The sequence below is a fragment of the Alteromonas genovensis genome (genome assembly GCF_010500895.1).
Classification (GTDB): domain Bacteria; phylum Pseudomonadota; class Gammaproteobacteria; order Enterobacterales; family Alteromonadaceae; genus Alteromonas; species Alteromonas genovensis.
On record NZ_JAAAWO010000002.1, the window covers coordinates 507,227 to 532,375 of the forward strand.

The 25,149-nt window shown below is 44.7% G+C and carries 26 protein-coding genes; 21 read left to right on the forward strand and 5 right to left on the reverse strand.

Annotated features, from left to right (window positions below; all coding sequences use genetic code 11):
• Positions 1–27: 27 nt before the first annotated feature.
• Positions 28–1,173: a bifunctional chorismate mutase/prephenate dehydrogenase gene (gene tyrA / locus GTQ48_RS04950; protein ID WP_163105410.1), complete on the forward strand. Its 1,146-nt coding sequence runs from the start codon at positions 28–30 to the stop codon at positions 1,171–1,173.
• Between the two features lie 116 nt (positions 1,174–1,289).
• Here the strand turns inward: tyrA and pheA are convergent, their stop codons facing one another.
• The 3 genes from pheA to yciH all read right to left on the reverse strand — a co-directional run bounded on the left by pheA (position 1,290) and on the right by yciH (position 3,914).
• Positions 1,290–2,471 (reverse strand): prephenate dehydratase, encoded by a 1,182-nt coding sequence (gene pheA / locus GTQ48_RS04955; protein ID WP_163105411.1) that lies wholly within the window; start codon positions 2,469–2,471, stop codon positions 1,290–1,292.
• Between the two features lie 259 nt (positions 2,472–2,730).
• Entirely contained in the window at positions 2,731–3,531 is an 801-nt protein-coding gene (locus GTQ48_RS04960; protein ID WP_163105412.1) for a response regulator, read from the reverse strand.
• A 50-nt stretch (positions 3,532–3,581) separates the two neighbouring features.
• Positions 3,582–3,914 (reverse strand): stress response translation initiation inhibitor YciH, encoded by a 333-nt coding sequence (yciH, locus tag GTQ48_RS04965; protein ID WP_163105413.1) that lies wholly within the window; start codon positions 3,912–3,914, stop codon positions 3,582–3,584.
• Between the two features lie 162 nt (positions 3,915–4,076).
• Between yciH and GTQ48_RS04970 the strand changes: the two genes are divergently transcribed.
• From GTQ48_RS04970 to GTQ48_RS05005, 8 genes are all read left to right on the forward strand, one after another.
• Positions 4,077–4,382: an STAS domain-containing protein gene (locus GTQ48_RS04970; RefSeq protein WP_163105414.1), complete on the forward strand. Its 306-nt coding sequence runs from the start codon at positions 4,077–4,079 to the stop codon at positions 4,380–4,382.
• A 153-nt stretch (positions 4,383–4,535) separates the two neighbouring features.
• Complete coding sequence (locus GTQ48_RS04975) at positions 4,536–6,200, forward strand: fused response regulator/phosphatase (protein WP_163105415.1); 1,665 nt, start codon at positions 4,536–4,538, stop codon at positions 6,198–6,200.
• A 99-nt stretch (positions 6,201–6,299) separates the two neighbouring features.
• The gene (locus tag GTQ48_RS04980) at positions 6,300–6,749 is read left to right on the forward strand and encodes a tellurite resistance TerB family protein (RefSeq protein WP_163105416.1); all 450 of its coding nucleotides are present in this window, start codon (positions 6,300–6,302) and stop codon (positions 6,747–6,749) included.
• 145 nt (positions 6,750–6,894) lie between these two features.
• Positions 6,895–8,967, forward strand: coding sequence for an EAL domain-containing protein (locus GTQ48_RS04985; RefSeq protein WP_163105417.1), 2,073 nt, complete (start codon positions 6,895–6,897; stop codon positions 8,965–8,967).
• 170 nt (positions 8,968–9,137) lie between these two features.
• Entirely contained in the window at positions 9,138–9,434 is a 297-nt protein-coding gene (locus GTQ48_RS04990) for an EF-hand domain-containing protein (protein ID WP_163105418.1), read from the forward strand.
• A 152-nt stretch (positions 9,435–9,586) separates the two neighbouring features.
• Positions 9,587–11,002 (forward strand): ATP-binding protein, encoded by a 1,416-nt coding sequence (locus GTQ48_RS04995; protein WP_163105466.1) that lies wholly within the window; start codon positions 9,587–9,589, stop codon positions 11,000–11,002.
• Between the two features lie 162 nt (positions 11,003–11,164).
• Positions 11,165–11,749: a hypothetical protein gene (locus tag GTQ48_RS05000; protein WP_163105419.1), complete on the forward strand. Its 585-nt coding sequence runs from the start codon at positions 11,165–11,167 to the stop codon at positions 11,747–11,749.
• Positions 11,746–13,086 (forward strand): sigma 54-interacting transcriptional regulator, encoded by a 1,341-nt coding sequence (locus GTQ48_RS05005; protein ID WP_163105420.1) that lies wholly within the window; start codon positions 11,746–11,748, stop codon positions 13,084–13,086. Before GTQ48_RS05000 ends, GTQ48_RS05005 begins: the two co-directional genes overlap by 4 nt.
• Before the next feature lie 87 nt (positions 13,087–13,173).
• Here the strand turns inward: GTQ48_RS05005 and GTQ48_RS05010 are convergent, their stop codons facing one another.
• Complete coding sequence (locus GTQ48_RS05010; protein ID WP_420837589.1) at positions 13,174–13,758, reverse strand: GAF domain-containing protein; 585 nt, start codon at positions 13,756–13,758, stop codon at positions 13,174–13,176.
• 65 nt (positions 13,759–13,823) lie between these two features.
• Complete coding sequence (locus tag GTQ48_RS05015; protein WP_239059989.1) at positions 13,824–14,735, reverse strand: DUF72 domain-containing protein; 912 nt, start codon at positions 14,733–14,735, stop codon at positions 13,824–13,826.
• A 233-nt stretch (positions 14,736–14,968) separates the two neighbouring features.
• Between GTQ48_RS05015 and aspS the strand changes: the two genes are divergently transcribed.
• The 12 genes from aspS to ybgF all read left to right on the forward strand — a co-directional run bounded on the left by aspS (position 14,969) and on the right by ybgF (position 25,002).
• Positions 14,969–16,729 carry an aspartate--tRNA ligase gene (aspS, locus tag GTQ48_RS05020; protein WP_032096018.1) on the forward strand — a complete coding sequence of 587 codons (1,761 nt, stop codon included), beginning with the start codon at positions 14,969–14,971 and terminating at the stop codon, positions 16,727–16,729.
• Between the two features lie 3 nt (positions 16,730–16,732).
• The gene (nudB, locus tag GTQ48_RS05025) at positions 16,733–17,173 is read left to right on the forward strand and encodes a dihydroneopterin triphosphate diphosphatase (protein ID WP_163105421.1); all 441 of its coding nucleotides are present in this window, start codon (positions 16,733–16,735) and stop codon (positions 17,171–17,173) included.
• Positions 17,173–17,691 (forward strand): crossover junction endodeoxyribonuclease RuvC, encoded by a 519-nt coding sequence (gene ruvC / locus GTQ48_RS05030; RefSeq protein ID WP_032096020.1) that lies wholly within the window; start codon positions 17,173–17,175, stop codon positions 17,689–17,691. Before nudB ends, ruvC begins: the two co-directional genes overlap by 1 nt.
• A 53-nt stretch (positions 17,692–17,744) precedes the next feature.
• Positions 17,745–18,365 carry a Holliday junction branch migration protein RuvA gene (gene ruvA, locus GTQ48_RS05035; protein ID WP_032096021.1) on the forward strand — a complete coding sequence of 207 codons (621 nt, stop codon included), beginning with the start codon at positions 17,745–17,747 and terminating at the stop codon, positions 18,363–18,365.
• Between the two features lie 54 nt (positions 18,366–18,419).
• Positions 18,420–19,424 (forward strand): Holliday junction branch migration DNA helicase RuvB, encoded by a 1,005-nt coding sequence (gene ruvB, locus GTQ48_RS05040; protein ID WP_163105422.1) that lies wholly within the window; start codon positions 18,420–18,422, stop codon positions 19,422–19,424.
• Between the two features lie 393 nt (positions 19,425–19,817).
• On the forward strand, positions 19,818–20,216 hold the full coding sequence (gene ybgC / locus GTQ48_RS05045; RefSeq protein WP_032096023.1) for a tol-pal system-associated acyl-CoA thioesterase: 399 nt from the start codon (positions 19,818–19,820) through the stop codon (positions 20,214–20,216).
• Positions 20,206–20,889 carry a protein TolQ gene (gene tolQ / locus GTQ48_RS05050; RefSeq protein ID WP_032096024.1) on the forward strand — a complete coding sequence of 228 codons (684 nt, stop codon included), beginning with the start codon at positions 20,206–20,208 and terminating at the stop codon, positions 20,887–20,889. The genes ybgC and tolQ overlap by 11 nt, the downstream gene beginning before the upstream one ends.
• Before the next feature lie 23 nt (positions 20,890–20,912).
• Positions 20,913–21,332: a protein TolR gene (gene tolR / locus GTQ48_RS05055; RefSeq protein WP_163105423.1), complete on the forward strand. Its 420-nt coding sequence runs from the start codon at positions 20,913–20,915 to the stop codon at positions 21,330–21,332.
• A 205-nt stretch (positions 21,333–21,537) separates the two neighbouring features.
• Positions 21,538–22,260, forward strand: a complete 723-nt coding sequence (gene tolA, locus GTQ48_RS05060; RefSeq protein ID WP_239060006.1) for a cell envelope integrity protein TolA — start codon at positions 21,538–21,540, stop codon at positions 22,258–22,260.
• A 4-nt stretch (positions 22,261–22,264) separates the two neighbouring features.
• Entirely contained in the window at positions 22,265–23,620 is a 1,356-nt protein-coding gene (gene tolB, locus GTQ48_RS05065) for a Tol-Pal system beta propeller repeat protein TolB (RefSeq protein WP_163105425.1), read from the forward strand.
• A gap of 39 nt (positions 23,621–23,659) precedes the next feature.
• Entirely contained in the window at positions 23,660–24,226 is a 567-nt protein-coding gene (pal, locus tag GTQ48_RS05070; RefSeq protein WP_032096027.1) for a peptidoglycan-associated lipoprotein Pal, read from the forward strand.
• The gene (gene ybgF, locus GTQ48_RS05075) at positions 24,226–25,002 is read left to right on the forward strand and encodes a tol-pal system protein YbgF (protein WP_163105426.1); all 777 of its coding nucleotides are present in this window, start codon (positions 24,226–24,228) and stop codon (positions 25,000–25,002) included. Before pal ends, ybgF begins: the two co-directional genes overlap by 1 nt.
• Positions 25,003–25,149: the final 147 nt, after the last annotated feature.

A 25,149-nucleotide genomic window follows, 5' to 3' on the forward strand; every position in this document is an offset into this window, starting at 1 on the left:
TGCCATTTGATTCAAGGATAAACCACAATGGCCGATTTTTCACAGCAATTGGCATCACTGCGCGAAGGCATCGACGAGCTGGATACCCAGCTCGTTGAACTGCTAGCAAAGCGCAATGAAATCACCACTAAAGTAGGGCAAATCAAAGCGCAAGCGGGAATGCCTGTTTACGTGCCCGAACGGGAGAAAGCCCTTATTGCTTCTAGGCGACAACAAGCTGAAGAAATGGGAGTTTCTGCCGATTTAACCGAAGATCTTCTTCGCCGCGTCATGCGCGAGTCTTACCATACTCAAAATAATGAATACCGCTGCGTGAAACCAGATATCGACAATGTGGTTGTTATTGGTGGCGGCGGTGCGCTTGGGCGGGTGTTTGTTAGTTTGTTTCAACGCAGTAAATACAACGTTAGCGTTGTTGAAAAAGACGACTGGGAAAATGGCAACGCGCAGGCGCTGTTGTCAAACGCCTCGTTAGTTATTGTGGCAGTACCTATCAATTTAACCGAAGCGGTTATAAAGCGCCTAACCATGTTACCTGATAACTGTATTCTTGCAGACATTACCAGTATAAAAGCGATGCCGCTTAACGCCATGCTTGGTGTACACAAAGGGCCAGTGGTGGGATTACATCCCATGTTTGGGCCCGATGCTCCTGGTATGATTAAGCAGGTGGTGGTGGTGTGTAACGGCCGCCAGAGTGGTAAGTACGAGTGGCTAATAGAGCAGATGCGAATTTGGGGCGCGACTGTTCACAACTCCAGTGCAAAAGAGCACGATGAGGCTATGGCATATATACAGGTTATGCGCCACTTCAATACGTTTGTATATGGTCAGCATCTTAAAGGTGAAAACCCCAATTTAGACTCACTGACCATGTTCAGCTCGCCTATCTATCGCTTAGAGTTGGCTATGGTAGGACGATTGTTTGCCCAGTCTCCTCAGTTATACGCCGACATTATTTTTAATAACCCCGATAATTTTGCACTATTGCGAAGATTTTACGAGCGCTTTGGATTAGCGTTATCACTGCTAGAAAGTGGCGATAAGAAAGGGTTTGTTGAGCAGTTTATGAAAGTTGGCGGCTGGTTTGGCGATTATGCGAAAAAATGTTTAGTCGATAGTAAGCAGCTATTGTTAAAAGCCGACGATGGGCAGTTATTGAGAGACAAATAGACCTTTAATAAATAAGAAGAAAGAGAAGGCGAGGGCATTTAAGCGCAAATGCTACCTCGCCTTTTTGCTATGTGTTATCCAACCAACTATCGAAGGGCTGGTATTCTAATATTCTATTACTGAGAGAGCGCACTTGCTGCCGCTACTTTGGTAGGGCTTATTTCTTCGCTGGGGTAACAGCCAAGTACTTTTATATAGCGAGTGATACTTTGCAGCGAGGCAAACGCGGTTTGCACCGGCCCGTCCTCAACGTTGCCTTCCACATCAATATAGAACATCTCTTCCCACGGATTGCCAGGAATGGGACGAGACTCCAACTTGGTCATGTTGATTTTGTTTTCTCTTAATACCAGCAATGCCTCTACGAGTGCGCCTGGCTTTTGTATCGTTGACATGACCAGCGTGGTCTTTGCAGGTACTTGAAGCGGAACCGTCACCGCGTTTCTTGCCACCACAATAAAGCGGCTGTGGTTTTCTTTCTGATTGGCTAAATTACTTTTTATCGCCGTAAGACCGTAAAGATTTCCACCGGCCTCGCTACCAATGGCGGCAACATCATCCCGTGCTAAATCGCTTACGGTAAGCATGGCAGAAGAGGTGCTGTCCATGGTTTTTACTTCCACGTTGCCAAGCTCTGCTAAAAAGTGGCTGCATTGTGTGAAAACTTGAGGGTGAGCGTACAGCGTCTTAATTTTTTCAATCGATGTGTCTGCACCAACTAATAGAGTATGGCGGATAGGGTGGGTAAGCTCGCCAATAATACTCAACTGTGTGTGTTGGAGTTGGTCGTAAACCTCATTAATACTGCCGGATGTCGTGTTTTCGATGGGCAATACGGCGTAATCAGCCTCCGTATTTTCTACTTTGTGAATGATTTCGCCAAAACTCTGACAGCCAATCTCTAGTAGTTCACCTGGGCGACGTGAGAAATACTTTTGGGTAGCAAGGTAGGAATAAGAACCCTTGTCACCTAAAAACGCAACGCGGTTAAGGGGCAACGTGCTTCCCGGGTTAGCGCGCTCCGCAAGCATAGCCTGCTGGTTGAGAACCGAGTCTTCAATAATCACATGAAAGATTTGAGTCACGTAGTGAGGGTCTAAATTTACACTCTGCCCCTCTTTAATCAAACGAACGAGCAGTTGCTCTTCGCGCTTTTGATCTCGTACGGGGATATGATGTTTAATTTTTGTTTCTGCAACTTCGTTGGTGAGTTTTCTTCTTTCAGCCAGTAAGTTTAGTAATTCGCTGTCTAGAGCGGTAATGCGCTTCCTGACAGTATCTAGTGCGTTGTCTGACATAATTTTCCCGTATAAAAATCTAAATCTATGACTTCAAAAGTTGTGTTGAATAAGTGGTAAAAAAAAACCTCCCTGAAGGGAGGCTCTTATGCATGTAGCAGCGCCCTCCTAGTATAAGGATGTAAACGCGAAAAATAGAATTGCTACGTGCAGTATATTCGTACTCATACAGCGAATGTAAGTCTAATGCCTAATGCTGTCAATTCTTTTTTACAAACTGGTTTAGTTATTTGAACAAAAAAGTTGAAATAAATTTTTGCTAGTGACTTAAAAGGGCTGAGAGCATTTGTCTTACTTCATTAGGCTCAAAGGGCTTGTCGCAAAGCGCATTTACCCCGGTTTGCTGAATGTTTGCCATATGCATACTGTCAGCAGATTCCGATGTAACCATAATAATGGGGATATGCGTAGTTTCAGGATTGAACCTGATGAACTCTGATAGCTCTCTGCCGTCCATTTCTGGCATGTTGTAATCTGTTACCACTAAATCAAAGGCTTCATCTTTAATAAATGTAAGAGCCATAGCCCCGTTTTCTGCCTCTTTGATTTTTTGCAGCCCCATACCTTCGAGTACTCTGCGAATATGGTTACGGGCTAGCTTACTGTCATCGACTAACAATACCCTCACGTCGTGAACATCAAAAAGCTCTAAATCAAGTTCATCGTGGTTAATAAGGTCGAGACTAGCATTTAGCGCTCTGGAGAGATGCAGCGGTTCAAACGGTTTTGGAAGAATGGCTGCCACACCTGCCTGTTTAAACTCTTCTAGCTTACTCATTCGGTTTTCACTTGAAACCAACATGAATGGGATAGATTTGAACTCGTCGCTCTCTTTTATGAATTTCAGCAATTCAAGCGCTGTGCCGTCCTCAAAATACATAGCGCTAACGACAAGGTCTGCACCATGTGCGCGAATGGCAGATTTTGCTTCACCGAATGTACTAACAGGATCAATTTCCTTAACACTTTCTTTGAGCAATAAGGTAGTAATGATCTTTCTCTGTGTATCAGAGGGCTCTACCAAAATAATATGTAAATCAGAAATTGACAGCTTTTCCATTTCGGACTCTTTTTGTTATGTGTTTATGAAAAAGTAGGAGGGGACAGACGTTATCCTCCTGCAAGTTTTACCTTATAATTTTTTTCTTCCAGCAACAGGCGAAGTTTTTCTCTGTCGTCGGTTTGAACTTCAATCACGCCGTCTTTAACCGCACCGCCGCAACCGCATTTCTTTTTAAGCTCTGAGCCTAGCTTCTTTAGGTCTGCAGGAGGCATGTCTAACCCTTTAATAAGAGATACACCTTTTCCCTTTCGTCCCTTAGTCTCCCGGTGAATTCGAACGATGCCATCGTCCGACACTGAGCGCGCTTGGTCCTTTTGTTCTGGTTTGACTTTACCGCTTTCAGTACTGTAAACCAAAAGCGCATCTTGCCAATCTTGCATATCTGCCTCTAACGTTAAACTGAACCTTTCAATTCTCATAAAAACTGTCATGCTGACGATAAAAATGTCTGAGAAATTATTGCAAACTTGTACTAGGGTTAAGGATAGCAAAATTGACGACATATGATGAAACTTTTCTCAACGAAGTACATTGGAGGTTCAATGCCGATCACATCGAAGTATCGCCAAGATGGCGAAGTTTTAGTCATTAAAGTGGGGGAAAAGTTCGACTTTAGTAAAGTTGAAGAATTTAGAAACGCCTACAACGATCTGACTGATAAAACCAACGAAATCGCTGTGGATTTGTCCATTACGGAGTATATGGATAGCTCTGCGTTAGGTATGTTGTTAAACATGCAGAAGTCGCTCAAGGGTGGCAACTACACGTACAGCATAGAAAATGCACGTCCACAGGTAAGTAAAATACTGGAAATTTCTCGTTTTGATAAAAAGTTTCAACTTCGCTAGGAGGGCGAGAAGCGTCTTAACGCTTTGAAGTAATGTTACTCCCGATAACTAGATAAAATACGGTGAGGCGGGATAGAGTGAGATAAGACGAAATAAAAAGTCTCATCCTATGTTCGGGTGCTGTTCGATGCTTCTGTTTTAAGGATATGTACTATGAAAATTCTTATTGTCGACGATGAGCCTATCAATCGCATTTTACTTTTGAATATGCTCAGCGCAGAAGGGTATGACGACTGCATCGAGGCTGAGAACGGCACACAGGCAATTGAAAAATTTAAATCAGAGGCGCCAGACCTGATTTTACTCGACGTGGTAATGCCAGACATGAGTGGCTTTGATGTTGTACCACAATTGCGTAAGCATGCCTCAGAAGAATACCTTCCCATTCTTTTTATTACTGCACTGGAAGACAAGGCCAGCTTGGTTAAGTGTTTAGAGGTTGGCGGCAATGATTTTGCGACTAAACCTTTCGACAAACACATACTTGTAGCCAAGATTCGAGCGCACTTGAAAATCAGAGCACTAAGCCTTCGTATTGAGCAGCAAAACAAAGCCTTATTATTGTTCAACCAGCGAGTCGCTCGCGAACACGCTATCGTCGAGCATATCTTTAGCAATGCAATTGTAAACGACCCGCAAGTACTGTCTTATTTTGACTATTACATTAAACCTGCAGAAAGTTTTAATGGTGATGTTTTTTTATGTGAGAAAAACCCAAATGGCGGCATTTACTTTGCGGTTGGAGACTTCACTGGTCACGGTTTAGCATCGGCGGTAGGCGCATTGCCAGTCACCAGAGCCTTTCAGGAGATATCGCAGCAGGGCGTCACCGTGTCTGAAATTGCCAGAGAGCTCAATTCTATCTTACTAAAGTTTCTCCCTCACGATATGTTTATGGCGGCAGTCATTGGGGAGATTGATTCAACAGGCTCTCATATTACCTTGTGGCAAGGTGGTATGCCGGCTGTACTCACCGCGGGTAAAATGGCCTCAGGGTTACGGCAGCGTCCTTCACGGCATATGGCTTTGGGGATCCTTGATGATGAGGAATTCGACACGGCCTGTGACACCGTTCACTTATCTCACGGTGAGCAACTTATTATTGTAAGCGACGGTTTAATAGAAGTGTTTGATAGTAATAACGATATGCTCATGGAAGATGGCATCAGTGATATTATTAAGGATAAGTTATTGAACAGCGAAACGATTACCGCACAATCGCTGTACGAGAAGGCCTTGCAGTTCAATGTAAGCGATTCATTTGACGATGATGTTTCTGCTATTATTTTTTCTGCAAAGCCTATTCAACTTTTACCATCAGTTAAAAATCAATTTGGTTTGCCTTCTTCACATGAAGTAGCCCTTACTGCTGAGTTGTTAAAACAGCCAGACATTTTGCAACGTGTTTTGCAGATAGCAGGGCAGTGTGAGGGCGTTCAGAGCATCCGCTCAGTCTTGTACACTGTGCTTTCAGAATTATTTAACAATGCATTAGAGCACGGTGTGTTAAAGCTCGATTCAGAAATAAAAAGCACCACTGAAGGTTTTCATTCCTACTATGAAATGCGAGAAGCATCGCTAAAAGAGCTCAGCGACGCAAGTATCACCATTAGAATTGAGTCTTTGCCTAACGAACAAAAAATACAAGTGTCAGTGCTCGATAGTGGCGACGGTTTTAGTTGGGATAGTTTACAAAATGTGACTAACGATGAATCTTTTGGGCGAGGGCTAGCAATGGTGCATGCGTTGTGTGAGCAGGTTCGATTTGAAGAGGGAGGTCGAAAGGTAATAGGTACGCTTAGCACCAATCCTCATTAGCGCTAATTTTAGGCCACTAAACGATAACTTCTTTCGTTATCATCTGCTTAAGGTTACAAAGTAAATAACGCACAAGGCGCTAACGCTAAAGGAGCTAAAATGCTAAAACAATTTTTAACCTTGTTTGAAGATGCAAAAAAACAGCAAAAGCCGACTTATTCTTATGAGCTTGCCACGGCCGCGTTACTCAGTGAAATAGTGAATGCCGATAATCAAGTGACCGAAGATGAGCGTAAGGCATATCAACATCAACTCAAAAAGCATGTGGATATTGATGACGATGCACTGGCCCTTTTACTCGAAGAAGGGAATGAGACGTCTGAAAATGCCATTGATGTTGTTCAGTTCACAAAAGTCGTTAATGCGCACTGCGGTAGTGAAGAGAAAGCAAACATTATTCGCAGCCTTTGGGCGATTGCCTATGCAGACAGCACGCTAGCACCGCTTGAGGAAAGTACGATAAGGCAAATTGCAGATTTACTTTATGTACCTCACAGTCAATTTATCAAGACAAAATTGGATGTGAAGGACGGACAAACTGACGTCTAGCTTCAGCCTTTTCATTGATGTTCGTAGTAAAGCGGCGTTAAAAAGAGTTGTTATTTACTCTCCTTCACATATTATTTTACGCCTTTAGCGGGTAAACTCATCTGCTGTCTTTTACGTTACTATTTCGTCGAACAAGGTTGTGTTGGTGTTTAAATCGATAAAAATAACCATGGGTATTGTGATAGCGATATCGATGTGTGCCCTTGCTATAGCGGTGTTTGTGATCAATAAAGTTGAGCACAACGCGCTAATGAAGCAAGTGGTAGAAAGCAACACCAGTGCAATCAGTAATAGTTTAGCGTCGCAATTGAGCGTGCTCGCAGACACGGGCTCAGATAATGTAGACAGGTACGAGTTAATATTTAAATCGGTGCGAGAACACAATTACCTCATATCGGCAACGCTTTACGATACCAATTATAAAGCGATTACGTCTGTAGCATTGAGAAAAGAGTCTGATTATGGCTCAGCAATTCCCTCTTCACCCCGCGATATTCCCTACGGCGTAACCCTGCATTCCAACGATGTTATTACTACTCATAATCTTGTAGGTACGAGTACTTACCCCCTTGGACACGTTGTTATTCATGCTGACGCTAAAGCTGCCATACCTGAGCAAAGTGCAAGAACTCTGGTGCGTCAATTCTTCCTTATTCTGGTCATAGGATTGCTCTGCGTGGGTATTTGTCTGTTGGTGACCCATCGTCTTATTACGCCATTATTTGAATTAAAGCGGTTCACTCAGGACCTTTTTGAAACAAAAGATTATGCACTGCGAAGCTCAATTTCCTCACAAAACGAATTTGGACAGTTAGGCTCAAATATAAATAGTTTGCTCGATACCATCGAAGTAGAGCTATTGATAAATTTTGAACAAAAACAAACCCTGTTCGATCAGCAAGAGACTATGGCCCGGCTCGCCAACTACGATAGTTTAACAGGGCTACCGAATAGACAATATGTGCTCGATAACCTCAGGCTCGAACTAGCGCGAGCCAAGCGAAACGACGATGACATAATGCTGCTGTTTTTCGACTTAGATGGGTTTAAAGGAATAAACGATTCATTAGGTCATGAGACCGGCGATTTAATTTTGATTGAAGTTGCCGATAGAGTGCAGCGTCTTTTGCGAAACGACGATTTATTTGCCCGTTTAGGTGGTGATGAGTTTATCGTTCTTCCCGATAGAGAGGTAAACGACTACGCTGCTGAGCAGTTAGCGATACGTTTATTGTCTGCATTTGATGAGCCATTTGAGATGCAAGGTCTTTCTCTGACAGTAGGAATAAGCGTTGGTGTTGCAAAAGCAAGCGATGCGAATTTTGAACTCAGCGACCTGATGAGCAACGCCGATCTAGCAATGTACAGATCGAAGGCGAGAGGGCGTGGAAGCTATACACTCTTTACACCAGATATGGTTGAGTCACACAAGCGCAAGCTTCAGATTGCAAATGGCATTGAGCAAGGACTGCGCGAAGACGAATTTATCGTCTATTATCAGGTGAAAGTTGATAACTACGGTCATGTTATTGGCGCTGAAGCCCTCATACGATGGCAGCATCCGGAATTTGGGCTTGTAATGCCCAATGAATTTATTCCCATCGCTGAGCAGGGCGGCAAGATTACCGCTATTACTCAGTGGATAATCAAACGTGTGTGTATAGACCTTCCTGACATTAAACATTGGGCTCCACAAAACTTCAAAGTGTCGGTGAATTTATCGGGACACGATCTCAGAAACGCGCAGCTTTTTGACTACATATACAACACATTAAACGTATACGACGTTAATCCTGAAAACATGGAGTTTGAGGTAACAGAGAGTGCCTATCTCGAAAACTTCCAACTGTCTAATAAGTTCTTCAGACGAATGAGTAATATGGGTTGTTCCATTGCCTTAGATGATTTTGGTACGGGCTATTCATCACTGAGTTACCTTACTCAGATAACTATCGACACGCTAAAAGTGGATAGACAGTTTGTGATGGAGCTTCAAACCTCTGAGCGCAGCAGGCTAGTAACCGGCGCTATTATTGATTTAGCAAAACGTCTATCGCTGACAGTATGCGCTGAAGGAATAGAGACCTATGAGCAGTGGGACTATTTACGCCAGCACGGCTGCGATAACGTTCAGGGCTTTATGTTCAGTAAACCCGTTCCTTTAAAAACGCTACTCAGTCTGGCGCCATTTTATGACGAAAAGCAATTTAAGTCGTAAAGGTTACATACAAGAGTGTTTCTAATCAGCAACACATAGCCGTGCAGCTATTTCTTTGCGTGAATCCAAGCTTCTGATATTAAAGTGTATTTTGGTTTTTCTGTAATGTGGCGCGAATCTGGCTATGTCTAACTAAGTACTGGTTAGCCATCTATTGCGAGGGATTCAGAATGAAGATTTCAGGTAGAAATATATTTACGTTGTTAGCAGTTATGATGTTGCAGGTTTCTTTTGTGGCGTCGGTAAGCGCAAGCCCGGCCAACACGCTGATGCAAAAGCTTGATAAAGATAAGGACGGTTTTATTTCACTTAAAGAAGCTGTCCAACACATCGAATTATTGCGAAATTTTGGCTTAATCGATGATAACGAGGATGGCAAGCTTACGGAAAAAGAGTTAGCAAAAAGTAAACTTACGCCTAAGACAAATGACGCAAATAATAGTGTTACCGCGGCGCTAAAGCAGTAGTAAAAGCAATAGCAAGTGCAGTAGTAAAATCACCAAGAAGTAGTAATGTCAGTGAATACTAATTGGCGCTGATATCAACGTTAGCTGTAACAAAGCAGCAGAAAAATTAAGAGGATAGGGTTCTGGTTAAAAAGTTTTCCTTAAGCGAACGTATAGTTCAGCTAGGTTCTCTGAGGCAGTTAACACTAGGTAGTTTTGTGTTGGCCCTAATTCCTCTTATTGCGCTGCTGTGGCAAAGCCAGAGCGATTTAGCCAAAGTTGGCCAAATGACAACGTTGGAAACTCGCTTTGTCGTTGAAATTGTGGGTGATGTTCAGCAACTTGATAACGCCGTAGTGGATGTTGAACGAAGTATTCGCCAATATTCTGTACTGAAAAGTGAGAGAGTGGCGGCCATCTCAGACAATGCGTTAGAGCAATTTGCACTGGCGGCAGATAACCTGTGCCAAGGTCTTGGCACAGGCGAAGTGTGTAGTTTTTTGACCACACAAATCGACCAACTGGCAGACTATCGAAACATTGAAGATCAGTTATTGCTAAATGCTTATCTCGCGACTATCAAAGATAGCGTTAAACAGCTTCGAGCAGATGTTGAACGGGTCATCACCGAGCGAGTGGCGCTGCAGCAGAGCGACCTGAACGCGATGCAGGCAAAGCAAGCATGGTCTACTGCTATGCTGGTAAGTGTTTCTTTAATGCTGATATTGTTAGGCAGTCAGCTTATTGTTAACCCCGTAAATAACCTCAAAAAAATAATTCGTATACTGGCCCACAGCAAAGGCGAATTGCCACCACTAACTCGCCACGCGCCCAAAGAATTACTTGATGTAGAAAAAGATTTGCACTGGCTGTATGACCGCCTTCAGCAACTAGAGCATATTCGAACGGCTTTGTTGCGCCATGCGGCCCACGAATTAAAGACCCCTTTAGCCAGCATCAAGGAAGGTTGCAGCCTGTTATCTGAAAATGTGGTGGGCGATCTAAACGATAATCAGCGAGAAGTATTGTCTTTGCTAAGTGGCAGCACTCAACGGCTCAACACTTTGGTTGAAAAATTATTAGACTACAATTTGTTACTGCAGCAGGCTCAGCCCAAACTGATGCTTTATAAGCCGCAGACGCTGATAGATGAGTGCATTGAGGACTATGCACTCGCTATTCAAAACAGAGAAGTTGTTGTTGATGTGCAGGTTGATGAGGCTCTTCTCGATGAAGAGCTCTTCCGTCGTGTCCTAGATAATTTAGTGTCAAATGCGGTAGCGCATGGTGCTGTCGGCAGGCCTATTTTCGTCAAGGTTTACATGAGCAAAAGCACAGGAGAGAGCATTGAAGAAGATATGCTTATTCTTGATGTAGCCAACCACGGCAAGCCAATTTCTCCAGAATCAGTTACAACCCTGTTTGAACCTTTCATTCGAGGCAGTGAACCTCGTAATGATAACGTCATCGGAACGGGCTTAGGGTTATCGATTGTTGCAGATTGCGCGCGACTTATGCATGGCGATGTTCAAGTGGTAGAGGTAGACTATGCGGATGTCTGCTTTCGGGTTTCCCTCTCGCAAAAATGAAAGCGCAGCATTTAATTTACAGCACAGAATAGACTGGTTTAAAAAAGCTGTACTTGAAACACTGCACTTAAAGCCCAAAGCTTAAAGCCCAAAGCACATAAAATAAAAAGTACGCACCTTTAAAAGCGTGCAGCATAAGCATTGCGCAACAGGAAAAGTAAAATGAGATTAAGTTGTTTTTTTATTGCCGTATTTTTTTTAGTAGGTTGCGAAAGCCTGAAAGATGTTAAAGAAAAAGCGTCTGACGAGTCACCGACGCACACCCAGACGGCCCTTGGTAGTACTTTTTGTTTTTATGAAAATCCACCGGAAGATTTTTTACATAACTGTGATGCAAAGCATTGGGTAGGGATTTGGGTTAATGCGTCTGATCAGCCATGGACGCAGCGTCAGCAAACCTTAGCCACGTTAACAAACAGTGACTACGACCGCTTACACGCTTATATTCTCACACTTATGAACGACACCCCCTACCAGAATAAACTGCGAGCGCAACTAGCGTTCAATGAAATATCCCCGGGCTTTACAGAGCAGAGCCGGAAAGTTATTGACGTTATTGCAGGTGCGCAAAATAATCAATTAATGCAATTTGAGTCTGCGCTGGTGGTGTTGGAAAAAGAAAATACCTCTCGCGGTGAAAAGCTCATAACACTGCAAAACGAGATAGATAGCTTACGTAAGAAACTTGAAGAATTATTACAAATAGAAGCGACATTGATGGATAAAAATAGGAGTACGCAACAATGAGTGAAAAGGCGAATAACAATCCTGACTTATTGTTGGTTGATGACGATAAAAGCCTACTTCGCCTGCTAACCATTCGCCTTGAAGGTGAAGGGTATAACGTCACTGCAGTGGAAGATGGACAAAGCGCACTTAAAAAACTACAGGGCAATAGTTTCGACGTTGTGCTGAGCGATTTAAGAATGCCAGGTTTAGATGGCTTAAGCTTATTTGAAGAGATTATGGGCATTAGACAAGATATTCCCGTTATTTTAATGACCGCCCATGGCACCATTGCCGATGCCATTGAGGCTACTCAGCGCGGCGTGTTTGGTTTTCTACCTAAGCCTGTAGAACACGAAGAGCTTCGCGCTCTGTTGCAAAAAGCACTCAACCAATCACAGGCGGTTAAGCCAGGAGATTGGGCAAAAGAAATAATCACTCGCTCGCCGGAAATGCTGAACGTGCTTGATCAAGCGTTTCGCATTGCGCAGCGCGAAGTTTCGGTATTAATTAGCGGGGCCAGCGGAACGGGTAAAGAGCTTCTCGCTAATGCGATTCATAAAGCGAGCAACCGCCGCGACAAGCCATTTGTTGCTATAAACTGTGGTGCGTTGCCTGAAAACCTGCTTGAGTCGGAGCTATTTGGCCATGCAAAAGGCGCTTTCACTGGCGCAGTCACTGCCCATGCAGGTCTTTTCAAAGAGGCCGATGGCGGTACGCTGTTTTTAGATGAGATTGGTGATATGCCAATGACGCTTCAAGTAAAATTGCTGCGTGCATTGCAAGAGCGTCAGATTCGCCCGGTGGGCAGCAGTAAACAAGTCGATATTGATGTTCGAATAATATCGGCGACCCATAAAGATTTGCATAAAGAAATGGAAGCGGGAACATTTAGAGAAGATCTTTATTATCGCCTGAATGTGGTTAACCTAAAACTTCCGTCTTTAAAATCTCGTAGCGAAGATATTCCACTTCTTGCGCGCTCTTTATTGCAACAAAGCGCTCAGCGCCATGGTGTTGACGTAAGCCAGTTCTCAGATGATGCTATGCAGCAGTTAGTCACGTCTTCCTGGCCTGGGAATGTGCGACAGTTAGTGAATGTTGTTGAGCAGTGTGTGGCGTTAACGCAAACTCCTGTAGTGCCTTTGCATCTTGTTGAACAAGCTTTATCTGCCACAAAGCAGAGCTGGCCCACGCTGACCGAAGCGCGAGACTCCTTCGAACAACAGTATTTGTTTAAGCTGCTTAAAATGACAGACGGCAACGTTACTCGAGCTGCAGATTTAGCGGGAAGGAATCGCACCGATATGCATAAGTTAATGAAAAAGCACGAATTGGACGCTGCTGACTTTCGTTAAAGAAGGGGGGAAGTGAGAGCCCCATCGCCTAGAGTAAAGTCGCTCGGGCAAAATAGCCCAGGCGATGTGGTGGTATAATGAAGCCTTTTAGCCTTTTTCGCACTCTCTCAAAATAGATTCAGCCTGAAGGCCGAAGTGACGCAGCATGACAATATCAACGTCTTCGAACTGCCTGGGTGAGTTATGAATAACGCAAAGGGTGCCTAGTTCGTAACCATCTGTAGAGCGCAAGATAATACCCGCGTAAGCGCGGATGAATGGCTCTCCTTTAACCAATGGGTTGTTCGCAAATCTGTCATCCTCATGTGCATCAGGCACAATAAGGTATTCCTCTTCTGCGATGGCATAGGTACAAAACGAGACATTTCGCGGTGTTTCGCTAACATCTAAGCATTGGCGAGATTTAAACCACTGCCTATCATCTGCGATTAAGCTCACCAAGCAAATTTTGCACTTAAAGAATTCCTGAACATTCTTTGTGACCGCATCTAACCTTTCATCTGGTGGTGTATCCAGAATATCCAATTTATAAAGCGCTTTAAGCCGTTCTCCTTCGTGAGAAGGTTGTGGGTATAAGTCAGTCATAATTACAATATTTACCGGTAGCGCTTTTGCGTAATAAAACGCAAAAGAGTATAGAAAATCGGAGTGAGACTTTACCCCTGTGGACATTTTATTTTAAAGCCTTTTGCTTTTAAACACCATCATTTAAGCCTGCATGTAAAATGACTACTCGACTAAAACAAATTATCCTGAAGAGGATTCTTTGTCATGGAGAGAGTCGGTAGAGAATAATCTGGATAGGCCTCGTTATATAAATTGATAAACAAAGATGCTAACCACGGCGCATCTTTATTATCTGGTCGGTGGCAGAAGAAGTAGGCAGACCTGCCTTCAACACGCCACTGATGAATTTTACTCACCCATGGACGAAGGCATGCGGTATTGTCTGCTTCGTTATCGTTACCCACAAAGCGCACTACGGGCTTTTGGCCAGTAGCAATTACATTCACTGGTACTTTGGGCTTCTTACCTCTTACTTCTCTCACTATCTCGCTGGTGATTGGTCCTGTGAATAGGGCTCTGGTATCCATAATGATGCGGTTTGCCTTGTGTTTAATCAGCAGTTGATTAAATGCTTTTTCAGCATCTGACTTAGCAAAAAACTGCAAATGTCGCACTTCTACTGCCACGTAAATAGATGAGGGGATAAGGCTTAAAAATGTATCGAGTACAGCCAATTTGTCAGGACCAAAGCTAGCAGGTAGTTGAACCAACATCACGCCGAGCTTGTGCTTGAGAGGCGCGAGCAGTGACAACTGTTGCCGTATTTCATCTTCACAATGCTGTAGTCTATTTACATGCGTGATTTGCTGGTTGAATTTGAAAGCAAAGGAGAAGTGCGAAGGTACCGAATCTGCCCAGCGCGCTACCGCATCTGCATCGGGAAGGGAGTAGAAGGTGGTATTCCCCTCAACGGTATTACATTCATTGGCGTAATGGATAAGCTGACTTTGTGCCTTGGGAAATGAGGCAAACCATGAATTTGGCCAGTGGCTGTGCTGCCACATGGGTAACCCAATAAATACAGGCGGTAAGTTTTGCTGGGCGTTAGCCATATTCGTTGCGGTATTGTTCATATTTGTCATTGGGCTTTACGACGCATTTGTTTATACTATGCGACCTTAAATCTAATACATTAAACGTGATGGCTTCTGTCGAGCTTCTTTACTAACAAAAGTGCTTATAACTCCCTCGTGCTGCTATTTCGTATACAGTTTTACGAATTCGCAAAAGAGGCGTCAGTGTAGAGCATTAGTTCAGGGCCATAAAGTACGCAAATCATCACGTTAAGCAAGAAAATTATCAGGGGTCAACGACCATGCGCACAGATTACTGTGGGAACATCGATTCAACTTACATTGGGCAAGAAGTCACGCTTTGTGGCTGGGTTAACAAACGTCGTGACTTAGGTGGCGTAATCTTTATCGACCTTCGCGACAGAGAAGGGATTGTACAGGTTGTTTTCGACCCTGATTTACCTGATGTACTTTCTGTTGCTAACACCCTTCGCGGTGAGTTTTGTGTAAAGCTAACTGGTAAAGTTCGCGCTCGTCCAGAAGGACAGATTAATAAAGAAATGCGCACAGGTGAGATTGAGATCTTAGGCACAGGCCTTGAAGTTATCAACAAATCAGACGTGCTTCCTCTCGACTGGAATCAAGAAAACTCTGAAGAGCAGCGCTTGCGCTACCGTTACCTCGACTTACGTCGCCCGGTAATGAGCCAGCGTTTACAGTTCAGAGCAAAAGTAACCGGCGCGGTTCGCCGCTTTTTAGAAGAAGAGGGCTTTTTAGATATCGAAACGCCTATTCTTACAAAGGCGACACCAGAAGGCGCGCGAGACTATTTGGTGCCAAGTCGTACACACAAAGGTGAGTTTTTCGCACTACCTCAGTCGCCTCAGCTATTTAAACAATTGCTAATGATGTCAGGCATGGATCGCTATTACCAAATAGTGAAGTGTTTCAGAGACGAAGATTTACGTGCCGACCGTCAGCCAGAATTCACCCAAATCGATATCGAAACGACGTTCCTCGATGCGCAAAGCGTGATGGGTATTACCGAGCGAATGATCCGCGACTTGTTTAACAAGATGCTCGATGTGGACCTTGGCGACTTCCCTCAAATGACTTACGCAGAAGCGATGAAGCGATTTGGAAGTGATAAGCCTGATTTACGTAACCCTCTTGAGCTTACTGACGTTGCCGATTTGCTTGAAAAGGTTGAGTTTAAAGTATTCAGTGGGCCTGCTAACGACCCGAAAGGCCGTGTCAGCGCCATTCGTGTGCCCGGCGGTGCAAAGCTTTCCCGTAAGCAAATAGACGAGTACACCAAGTTTGTTGGTATTTACGGTGCAAAAGGCCTGGCGTGGATTAAAGTGAACGAGCTTTCTCCAGGTCAAGAAGGCCTGCAGTCGCCAGTGCTTAAGTTCTTAAGCGAAGATGTGACCGATGCTATTATTCAGCGTACAGGTGCACAAGCGGGTGACATTCTTTTATTCGGTGCGGATGATTACACCGTAGTGACAGAAGCCATGGGCGCACTTCGTCTAAAACTAGGTGAAGACTTTGAATTGCTAGAGGGCGAATGGAAGCCATTGTGGGTTGTTGATTTCCCTATGTTTGAGGAATTCGATGGTCAGCTTCACGCTATTCACCACCCATTCACGGCACCACGTGGGCTTACACCTGAAGAGCTGAAAGCCAATCCGGTTGGCGCGTTGTCTGATGCCTACGACATGGTGCTTAACGGCGTTGAATTAGGCGGTGGCTCGGTTCGTATTCACGATGAGAATATGCAATCTACCGTATTCAATATTTTAGGAATAGACGACGAAGAAGCCAAAAACAAATTTGGTTTCTTACTCGATGCCCTTCGTTTTGGTGCTCCGCCTCACGCAGGTTTAGCATTCGGTTTAGATCGCCTTGTCATGTTGATGACAGGGGCTACCTCTATTCGCGATGTGATGGCGTTTCCAAAAACCACCACTGCAGCTTGCCCACTCACATCGGCACCAAGCCCAGCTAACCCGCAGCAGCTTGAAGATTTGGCCATTGCGACGGTGAAGAAGCAATCTTAATTTATGGCCTATAAAAAGCCAGAATCAGCGCTGGTGGTGTTGTTTGATGAACACCACCGAGTGCTGTTATTGCAAAGAATGGATGATGCGTCTTTTTGGCAATCTGTCACAGGCGCATTGGAAGACGGCGAAATGCCGATTGAAACAGCCTATCGAGAGGTGGCTGAAGAAACCGGTATTGATGCCAAAGCCTTAGGTTTGTCCATTACAAATCACGCTAAGCAAAACCAATACGTTATTCGCGAGCGATGGCGCCATCGTTATCCTCCGGGTACCCTTCACAATACTGAGCATGTATTTTCCCTTCAAGTGAGTAGTAAAACACCGATAACTCTTACCGAGCATCTTCAATACGAATGGGTGTCAAAGGATGAGGCGTTAGCACGCTTGTGGTCTCCTTCAAACAAAGAGGCGGTATCTTTGTTTGTACCGAGTAAGGCTTAATGGTTATACTGGGTATAGATCCAGGTTCTAGGATCACAGGCTACGGTTTAATAGCGCGAAAGCAGGGTAAGCTGGTATATGTGGCGAGCGGTTGTATTCGAGTAGGCACTACCGATTTACCTTCTCGTTTGGCAAATATATTTACCGGCGTGGGCGACATCATTCGTCAATATAACCCATCACAGTTTGCTATCGAACAAGTGTTTATGGCTAAAAACCCAGACTCTGCGTTAAAGCTTGGTCAGGCAAGGGGCGCTGCAATAGTGGCGGCAACCCAATCTCAGCTTCCTGTTGCCGAGTATAGTGCAAGACAAATTAAACAGGCAGTTGTGGGTAAAGGTAATGCTGATAAAACACAAGTTCAGCATATGGTTAAGCACCTGCTGAACTTAAGTGGGACACCTCAGGCCGATGCGGCAGATGCGCTTGCTGTGGCACTTTGCCATGCCAATACCGAACAAAGCCTTATCAATATGGCGGGCCAAGCACGAAAAACCGTTCGCGGTCGTTTGCGTTAATTTCCTAGAACCAATCCTTTTTAAGCATTCAAGCGCGCACAAAGAGAATATAAATGATTGGACGAATTCGCGGTACGTTGGCTGAAAAGCAGCCACCAGAAATTCTTGTAGATGTGGCCGGTGTAGGTTACGAAATACACATGCCGATGACGAGCTTTTACCAACTGCCTGCAGTAGGCGATGAAGTTGTGGTTTACACGCACTTTGTGGTTCGCGAAGATGCTCAGTTGCTGTTTGGTTTTGCCGATAAGTTAGAGCGCGGATTATTTCGAGAGCTGATAAAAGCAAATGGTGTGGGACCAAAACTCGGTTTGGCTATTTTATCGGGAATGTCGGCGCCACAGTTTCTGTCAAGCGTGCAAAATGAAGACGTTTCCGCGTTAGTCAGCTTACCGGGTATTGGCAAAAAAACCGCAGAGCGTTTAGTGGTTGAACTTAAAGACCGACTGGCCAAGTTTGGAAAAATGCAAAGTGTGGCTGTTCCCGCACCAAGCAGTGACCTGCTTTCTGGTAGTACCTTTGTTGCTGTAAACAGTGCACGAGAAGAAGCGCAAAGCGCACTTATTGCACTGGGTTATAAACCAGCGCAAGCCAGTAAGTTGGTGGATAGCGTTTACAAAGACGGTATGGAAAGTGAATCCTTGATACGTGAAGCGCTAAAAGCGGCCCTGTAATAACGGTGCGGTATAAAAAATGCTGCAGCCATTTTATTAAAAAGTAGACGAACCATGATAGAAGCCGACAGACTGATAACGCCGGACGCCAACACTGAAGATGAAGTAATAGATCGCGCTATTCGTCCAAAGATGTTGGATGACTATACGGGACAACCTCACGTTTGTGAGCAGATGGAAATTTTCATTCAGGCCGCACGCAATCGAGAAGATGCTCTTGATCATCTTCTTATATTTGGTCCTCCTGGACTGGGAAAAACAACCCTTGCGAACATTGTTGCGAATGAAATGGGCGTTAACATTAAAACCACGTCTGGGCCGGTATTAGAAAAAGCGGGTGATTTAGCCGCACTTTTAACCAACCTTGAAAAAAACGACGTTCTTTTTATTGATGAAATACATCGCTTGAGCCCCGTAGTGGAAGAAATTCTCTACCCTGCAATGGAAGATTATCAGCTCGATATTATGATAGGCGAGGGACCGGCTGCTCGTTCGATAAAGCTCGACTTGCCTCCGTTTACGCTGGTAGGGGCAACAACCCGTGCTGGCTCACTGACGTCTCCCCTGCGAGATCGTTTTGGTATCGTACAGCGCCTTGAGTTTTATTCAGTGAAAGACCTAACCTCTATCGTGTCTCGAAGCGCTAGCTACCTGAACCTATCAATGACCGAAGAGGGTTCGAGGGAAATAGCCTGTCGAGCTAGAGGCACGCCTCGAATTGCTAATCGTCTATTACGACGAGTGCGAGACTATGCAGAAATAAAGTCTGATGGCACCGTTGGTGCTGAGACAGCGGCAAAAGCTCTTGATATGCTCGATGTGGACAAGGAGGGGTTTGACTATATGGACAGAAAATTGCTTTCGGCCATTATAGAAAAATTCGATGGCGGTCCTGTGGGCTTAGATAATCTCGCCGCAGCTATCGGAGAAGAGAAAGAAACCATCGAAGATGTCATTGAACCCTTCCTTATTCAGCAGGGCTTTTTGCAGCGAACGCCGAGAGGCCGTATAGCGTCTCAGCGTGCCTACCTTCATTTTGGGTTTACCCCTGCGCGTTAGTATTTCTACTTAAACTGAGAGCCTTGGTAAATCCAAGGCAAAAAAAAGCCCGCTCATAGAGCGGGCTAAAACAACAAGTGTTGAAGGAAATAAATCCAGGGAACTCATGTCTAACAGGAGATTAACTCGTGCATGACCGTGCTAAGCACCATCACGCTCTGTGCGACTGATGCGATGCATTATAGAGACCTTCTAAAAATGCGCAATTGAGTAAAATTATATTTTTGAGTTAGAAAAACTAATGCGTTAACTGAATGTTGCGCATTGGTTGTGAAAACATTAAAGCTCAGGCTTGATGCTGTCTTAAGGGTTGTTTTAAAATGTTATTTATCGCAATTTAGCTACTATTAATCTGCCTTATAGATGAATTTATTTATTGTTTAGGGAATAGTTATGCATCAACATCAAATAAGAGTGTATTACGAAGATACGGATGCTGGCGGTATCGTGTATTACGCTAATTATCTTAAGTTTATGGAGAGGGCGCGTACCGAGTGGCTTAGAGGCCTAGGGTTTGAGCAAGACACTTTAATGGAACAATCCATCGCTTTTGTCGTCAAACGCGTTGAGATGCATAACTATGCGCCAGCGAGGTTCAATGAACTGTTGAGTATTGAGACTCGCGTTGTAGAATTAAAAGGCGCTAGTATGACGTTTCAACAAATCATAAATAATAACAACGGCATAAAATTAGTATCTGCGGATATTCAAGTTGCCTGTGTCGATTTAGCGGCTATGAAGCCAAAACGACTACCACGTACTTTGTTAGGGGAAATTTCGCGTGTCATCTGATCTCACATTTATCGGCTTGTTTTTACAAGCCAGTTTCATTGTTCAACTTGTAATGCTGTTGTTGCTAAGCGTCTCAGTAGCATCATGGACGTTTATCTTTCAGCGCAGTAAAGCCCTTAATGCGGCGCGTTCTGAAATGCGCCAATTTGAAGATAAGTTCTGGTCTGGTGCCGATCTTAACAAGCTCTATCAAGAGTTATCATCAAGGGCCAATCTCACCGGTATGAGCAGCATTTTTTGTTCAGGTTTTAAAGAGTTCGTGAGATTACGTAAATCTAATACCCCAACAAACGGCATTGTTGATGGCACTTATCGCGCTATGCGCGTGTCTATGTCTCGTCAGGTAGAAGAGCTTGAGAGTCGCCTACCGTTTTTAGCAACGGCAGGCTCTATCAGCCCATACATTGGCCTATTCGGTACGGTTTGGGGAATTATGAATGCGTTTATCGCACTAGGCGAAGTACAGCAAGCCACCCTAGCGATGGTTGCGCCTGGAATAGCAGAAGCGCTTATCGCTACTGCTATTGGTTTGTTTGCTGCAATCCCTGCGGTTATTGCTTACAACCGTTTCAGCCATCAAGTTGAAAAGTTGGAAAATAGCTACGGAAACTTCATGGAAGAGTTCTCAGCAATTCTTCAACGCCAGGCTGCTGCCCAAGCACATCAGGTTTAAGCGTTACCGCGGAGGTTATTGCTATGTATGTGAGAAAACGCCGTAGGCCGGTATCAGAAATAAATGTAGTGCCTTACATCGACGTTATGTTGGTGCTGCTTATTATCTTTATGGTAACTGCTCCCCTCATTTCTCAGGGGGTAAAAGTGGATTTGCCGAAGGCCAGTGCAAACCCTATAGAGCAGGAGGATAATCCGCCTATTATCGCGTCGGTTGATGTGAAGGGGAGGTACTTCCTCAATGTGGGTGACGACCAAGAGTCGCCAATTAGTGAAGAAGAGCTTGGGGCTATAGTCAGTGCCCAATTGCAAAAATCGCCGAACACGCCTGTGGTGGTGAAAGGTGACGGGCAGGTGGCGTATAACGAGGTTATTCAGCTAATGGTGCTGCTGCAACAAGCAGGCGTCCCGTCGGTGGGTTTAATGACCGACCCTGTTGAGTAGGCAAAGCATGTCTAACCCTACTAAACCAAATAGTCCCTCAAATAGCAGGCAAGCTAGCGCTAGCAATCCGTCTCAAAGCAATTCGCCGAGCGGTACTCAGGGCAGTGCTGACAGCTTCACGAATAGGCGCAGCGCGAGAGCACCTTCAAAACCTAATGAAAAGCAGGGGCTGTATAAGTCCCTAGTGCTTCACGCCTTGGTTGCCATGGTGTTGCTAATAAGCGTCAGTTTCTCTCCCGACCCGCTACCTAACCTACCGAGTAATGCACCCACAATAGAAGCCACGTTTATTGATGCGCAGGCTATTGCGGATAAAAAACGAGTAGAAGCTCAGGCTCAGGCACAAGCTCGCGCTGAGGAAGCTGAAAAGCAGCGTCAAGCCGCGGCCGCAGCTGAGCAAAAACGACAGCAAGCCCTTGCAAATAAAAGAGCGAGGGAAAAGCGAGAAGCCGAAGCTGCAGAGGTTAAGAGACAAAAAGAACTAGAGCGATTAGCGGCCCAAAAAGAAAAAGAACGTAAAGCGCGAGAGGCGAAGGCGAAAGAAGATGCACTAAAAAAACAAAAAGAAGCTGCTGAAAAAGCAGAAATGGAAAGGATTATGCAAGAGCAACTTGCTCAAGAGCGCGCTGCACAGCAACAAAGGCGTCAAAAACAGGTTCTCACGGAAGTTGAGCGGTATACAGCATTAATACAGCAAACCATAAAACGTAATTTGTACTCAGATGATAGTTTTGACGGAAAAGTGTGTAGACTGAATATCCGCCTAGCGACAACGGGTTTTGTAACCAGTATTCGGGTTTTAGATGGCAATGACGCATTGTGTCGGGCGGCAGAAAGCGCAGTTCGACGTGCAGACAAGCTTCCGGTATCTGATGCCCCCGACGTTTACGAGCAGTTAAAAGATATAAATTTAAAAGTGGAATTATAGCGGTATGAAAAAACTAGGTTTATGGATAGCAATGATTTCCCTAGCGGTGAGTGCAAATGCATTTGCCTCTCTGGAGATTGTCATTACCGAAGGGGTGGATAGTGCAAGGCCTATCGGTATAGTCCCTTTTAAGTGGAAAGGCGAAGGCGCACCTCCTGGAAATATTTCACAAGTTGTTCGCGCTGATCTAATGCGTAGCGGTAAATTTAACCCTATCTCAGTAGATAGCATGCCCCAGTATCCAGAGACGGCAGAAGAGGTGAGTTACACTGCATGGGCAACACTTGGGGTTGATACCGTATTAGTAGGTAGCATTGAGCAGCAAAACGCTGATAAGTACATTGTGTCGTATCAACTGATCGATATTTTGAAAGGTCAGCTTGATGGTGGAAAAGCAAAAGTCTTAAAAGAGGGGGCGTTGGTAACGAGTAATGAGCACGTTATTTTGGCGCGCCAAGCGTCGATAAGTGCGCGAGACTTTCGCCAATACGCCCACCGAGTCAGTGATATTGTGTATGAAAAGCTTACCGGTGTTCGAGGTGCATTCTTAACAAAAATCGCCTATGTGATCGTTCGCGATAGGGAAACCGTTAAAAAACCGTATCAATTAGTGATTGCTGATTATGATGGTGAGAACGAAACCAGGCTTCTTTCATCTCCAGAGCCATTGATGTCGCCAGTATGGTCGCCAGATGGTGAGCGCTTAGCGTATGTGAGCTTCGAAAACAGAAGACCACAAATATTTATTCAAGACATATACACCAGTGAACGTACGCGTATTACTGATTTTCCTGGAATTAATAGTAGTCCGGCGTTTTCGCCAGATGGCAAACAACTTGCCATGGTGCTGTCAAAAGACGGAAATCCTGAAATTTACATCATGGATCTCGCGACCAAAAACTTACGTCGTATTACGCGCAACAGAGCGATTGACACAGAGCCGGCTTGGCTTCCGGACGGCAGTGGCTTAATTTTTAGCTCGGAACGGGGTGGTAAACCTCAGATATATAGCGTAAATTTAAATTCAAGGAAAGTAAGGCGAGTCACCTTTGTCGGTGAGCAAAACCTTGGCGGAACTTTAACGCCTGACGGTAAACAAATGGTAGTAGTTAACCAAACAAATGGTAACTACCATATTGCCAAGCAAGCGCTAGACGAAGACTCTTTGCAAGTTCTTACAAGAACGTATTTAGATGAGTCGCCAAGTGTAGCGCCGAACGGAAGCATGATTATTTACAGTACCCTTCACGAGGGCAAGCAAGTGCTATCACTTGTCTCTCTAGACGGGCGCTTTAAAGCTAGGTTACCAGCAGCCAATGGGCAAGTGAAATCGCCAAGTTGGTCACCATTTTTGTTCTAACAATTTAACGACTAAACAATAAAATTAAGGATTAGTAGGATGCAAATGAATAAAGTGATGAAAAGCTTCATTATCGCCTTGCCAGTAGTGACAATGATGGCATGTTCGTCGGGACCTAGCGAAGAAGAGTTAGCGGCAGAACGCAACCGCATGGCACAAGAACAAGCGCAAGCAGAAACTGAAGCCCGTGAAGCGGAAGCTCAGCGTGTAGAAGCAGAAGCCGCTCAGCGTATGAAGCGCCAAGAAGAAATGGTTCAGCAAGAAATGGAAGCGCTCAAAAATGAGCAAACGGTTTACTTCGATTTCGATCGCGCTAGCATCAAGCCAGAATTTCAACGTGTTCTAGACAAGCACGCAATGTTCTTAGTTAAAAACCCTAACATGAACGTTACTGTTGAAGGCCACACAGACAGCCGCGGTACGCCAGAATATAACATTGCTCTGGGCGAGCGTCGCGCTCAGTCGGTAGAAACCTATCTACTAAACGCGGGTGTAAGCAGCAGCCAGGTAACGGTTGTTTCTTACGGCGAAGAAAAGCCTGCGGTAATGGGTTCAACTGAATATGCATTCGCGCAAAACCGTCGCGGAGTGGTTGTATACCGCTAATGGCAGCTTCAGTAAGAAACACCATTAAGTGGGGCGTTACGCTATGTGCCGCCCTCACAGCCTCTACTGGCTTCGCACAGGCACCTGTCGTTAATGCGAATGGCGGCAGCGAGCTTGAACAACGTATTGTTGTGCTAGAGCGTATTGTAAAAAGTCGAACTGAGATGCAGCATAGAATGCAAACTCAACTAGATAATATGCAAAACGAGGTTGACCAGCTTCGCGGTGCGGTTGAGGTTAATACCAATGAACTTCAAAAAGTACTGGAACGCCAGCGAGAGCTCTATCTAGAAATAGATAAACGGGTAGAGGCCTTAAAGCAAAGTGGCGCGTTAACAAGCACAAGCTCCTCTGGTGCGGTAAGCACAGTGCCGGAATCGGCACCAGCATCGCCTGTGCAGGTCGGAGAAAGCGAAGCTTATGAGAGTGCTGTTAACCTTATATTGAAGTCGCGAGAGTACGACAAAGCGATACCTGCTTTCCAGTCTTTCATCGAGCGTTTTCCAAACAGTGAATATGCGCCAAATGCGCACTACTGGCTTGGGCAGCTGTTGTTTAACAAGCAACAGTGGAGCGATGCAAGCGAGCAGTTCAATATTGTGGTTAATCGGTTCTCAAGTTCAACGAAGCGACCTGATGCGCTATTGAAACTTGGCGTTATCGCCCAGAGAAATGGTGACAACGCATCGGCACGCCAACTATTTTTGCAAGTAGTGAACGAACACCCCGATTCATCTGCTAAACGTTTAGCAGAATCAAGGTTAAACAACTTGTAATAATTAAAGCCCCGTTAAAGTGGGCTGATACTTTATTAGGGATCTACTTATGTAGATCCCTTTTCATTTATATGCTTAAAATCATGCCTTTAGCATTAGATAATGACCATGAATGTCATTCACGAGCAAGTTTTAATTATTTAATAT

Excerpts from the sequence above, each read along its gene's own strand:
- GTQ48_RS04960 (WP_163105412.1), bottom strand. The coding sequence starts at position 3,531 with ATGGAAAAGCTGTCAATTTCTGATTTACATATTATTTTGGTAGAGCCC.
- ybgC (WP_032096023.1), top strand. The coding sequence starts at position 19,818 with ATGCATCAACATCAAATAAGAGTGTATTACGAAGATACGGATGCTGGC.
- yciH (WP_163105413.1), bottom strand. The coding sequence starts at position 3,914 with ATGCAAGATTGGCAAGATGCGCTTTTGGTTTACAGTACTGAAAGCGGT.
- GTQ48_RS04990 (WP_163105418.1), top strand. The coding sequence starts at position 9,138 with ATGAAGATTTCAGGTAGAAATATATTTACGTTGTTAGCAGTTATGATG.
- aspS (WP_032096018.1), top strand. The coding sequence starts at position 14,969 with ATGCGCACAGATTACTGTGGGAACATCGATTCAACTTACATTGGGCAA.
- pal (WP_032096027.1), top strand. The coding sequence starts at position 23,660 with ATGCAAATGAATAAAGTGATGAAAAGCTTCATTATCGCCTTGCCAGTA.
- GTQ48_RS04980 (WP_163105416.1), top strand. The coding sequence starts at position 6,300 with ATGCTAAAACAATTTTTAACCTTGTTTGAAGATGCAAAAAAACAGCAA.
- pheA (WP_163105411.1), bottom strand. The coding sequence starts at position 2,471 with ATGTCAGACAACGCACTAGATACTGTCAGGAAGCGCATTACCGCTCTA.
- ruvB (WP_163105422.1), top strand. The coding sequence starts at position 18,420 with ATGATAGAAGCCGACAGACTGATAACGCCGGACGCCAACACTGAAGAT.
- ruvC (WP_032096020.1), top strand. The coding sequence starts at position 17,173 with ATGGTTATACTGGGTATAGATCCAGGTTCTAGGATCACAGGCTACGGT.
- GTQ48_RS05015 (WP_239059989.1), bottom strand. The coding sequence starts at position 14,735 with ATGACAAATATGAACAATACCGCAACGAATATGGCTAACGCCCAGCAA.
- tyrA (WP_163105410.1), top strand. The coding sequence starts at position 28 with ATGGCCGATTTTTCACAGCAATTGGCATCACTGCGCGAAGGCATCGAC.
- ruvA (WP_032096021.1), top strand. The coding sequence starts at position 17,745 with ATGATTGGACGAATTCGCGGTACGTTGGCTGAAAAGCAGCCACCAGAA.
- ybgF (WP_163105426.1), top strand. The coding sequence starts at position 24,226 with ATGGCAGCTTCAGTAAGAAACACCATTAAGTGGGGCGTTACGCTATGT.
- tolB (WP_163105425.1), top strand. The coding sequence starts at position 22,265 with ATGAAAAAACTAGGTTTATGGATAGCAATGATTTCCCTAGCGGTGAGT.
- GTQ48_RS05000 (WP_163105419.1), top strand. The coding sequence starts at position 11,165 with ATGAGATTAAGTTGTTTTTTTATTGCCGTATTTTTTTTAGTAGGTTGC.
- GTQ48_RS05005 (WP_163105420.1), top strand. The coding sequence starts at position 11,746 with ATGAGTGAAAAGGCGAATAACAATCCTGACTTATTGTTGGTTGATGAC.
- tolR (WP_163105423.1), top strand. The coding sequence starts at position 20,913 with ATGTATGTGAGAAAACGCCGTAGGCCGGTATCAGAAATAAATGTAGTG.
- nudB (WP_163105421.1), top strand. The coding sequence starts at position 16,733 with ATGGCCTATAAAAAGCCAGAATCAGCGCTGGTGGTGTTGTTTGATGAA.
- tolA (WP_239060006.1), top strand. The coding sequence starts at position 21,538 with ATGGTGTTGCTAATAAGCGTCAGTTTCTCTCCCGACCCGCTACCTAAC.
- GTQ48_RS04975 (WP_163105415.1), top strand. The coding sequence starts at position 4,536 with ATGAAAATTCTTATTGTCGACGATGAGCCTATCAATCGCATTTTACTT.
- GTQ48_RS04970 (WP_163105414.1), top strand. The coding sequence starts at position 4,077 with ATGCCGATCACATCGAAGTATCGCCAAGATGGCGAAGTTTTAGTCATT.
- GTQ48_RS05010 (WP_420837589.1), bottom strand. The coding sequence starts at position 13,758 with ATGTCCACAGGGGTAAAGTCTCACTCCGATTTTCTATACTCTTTTGCG.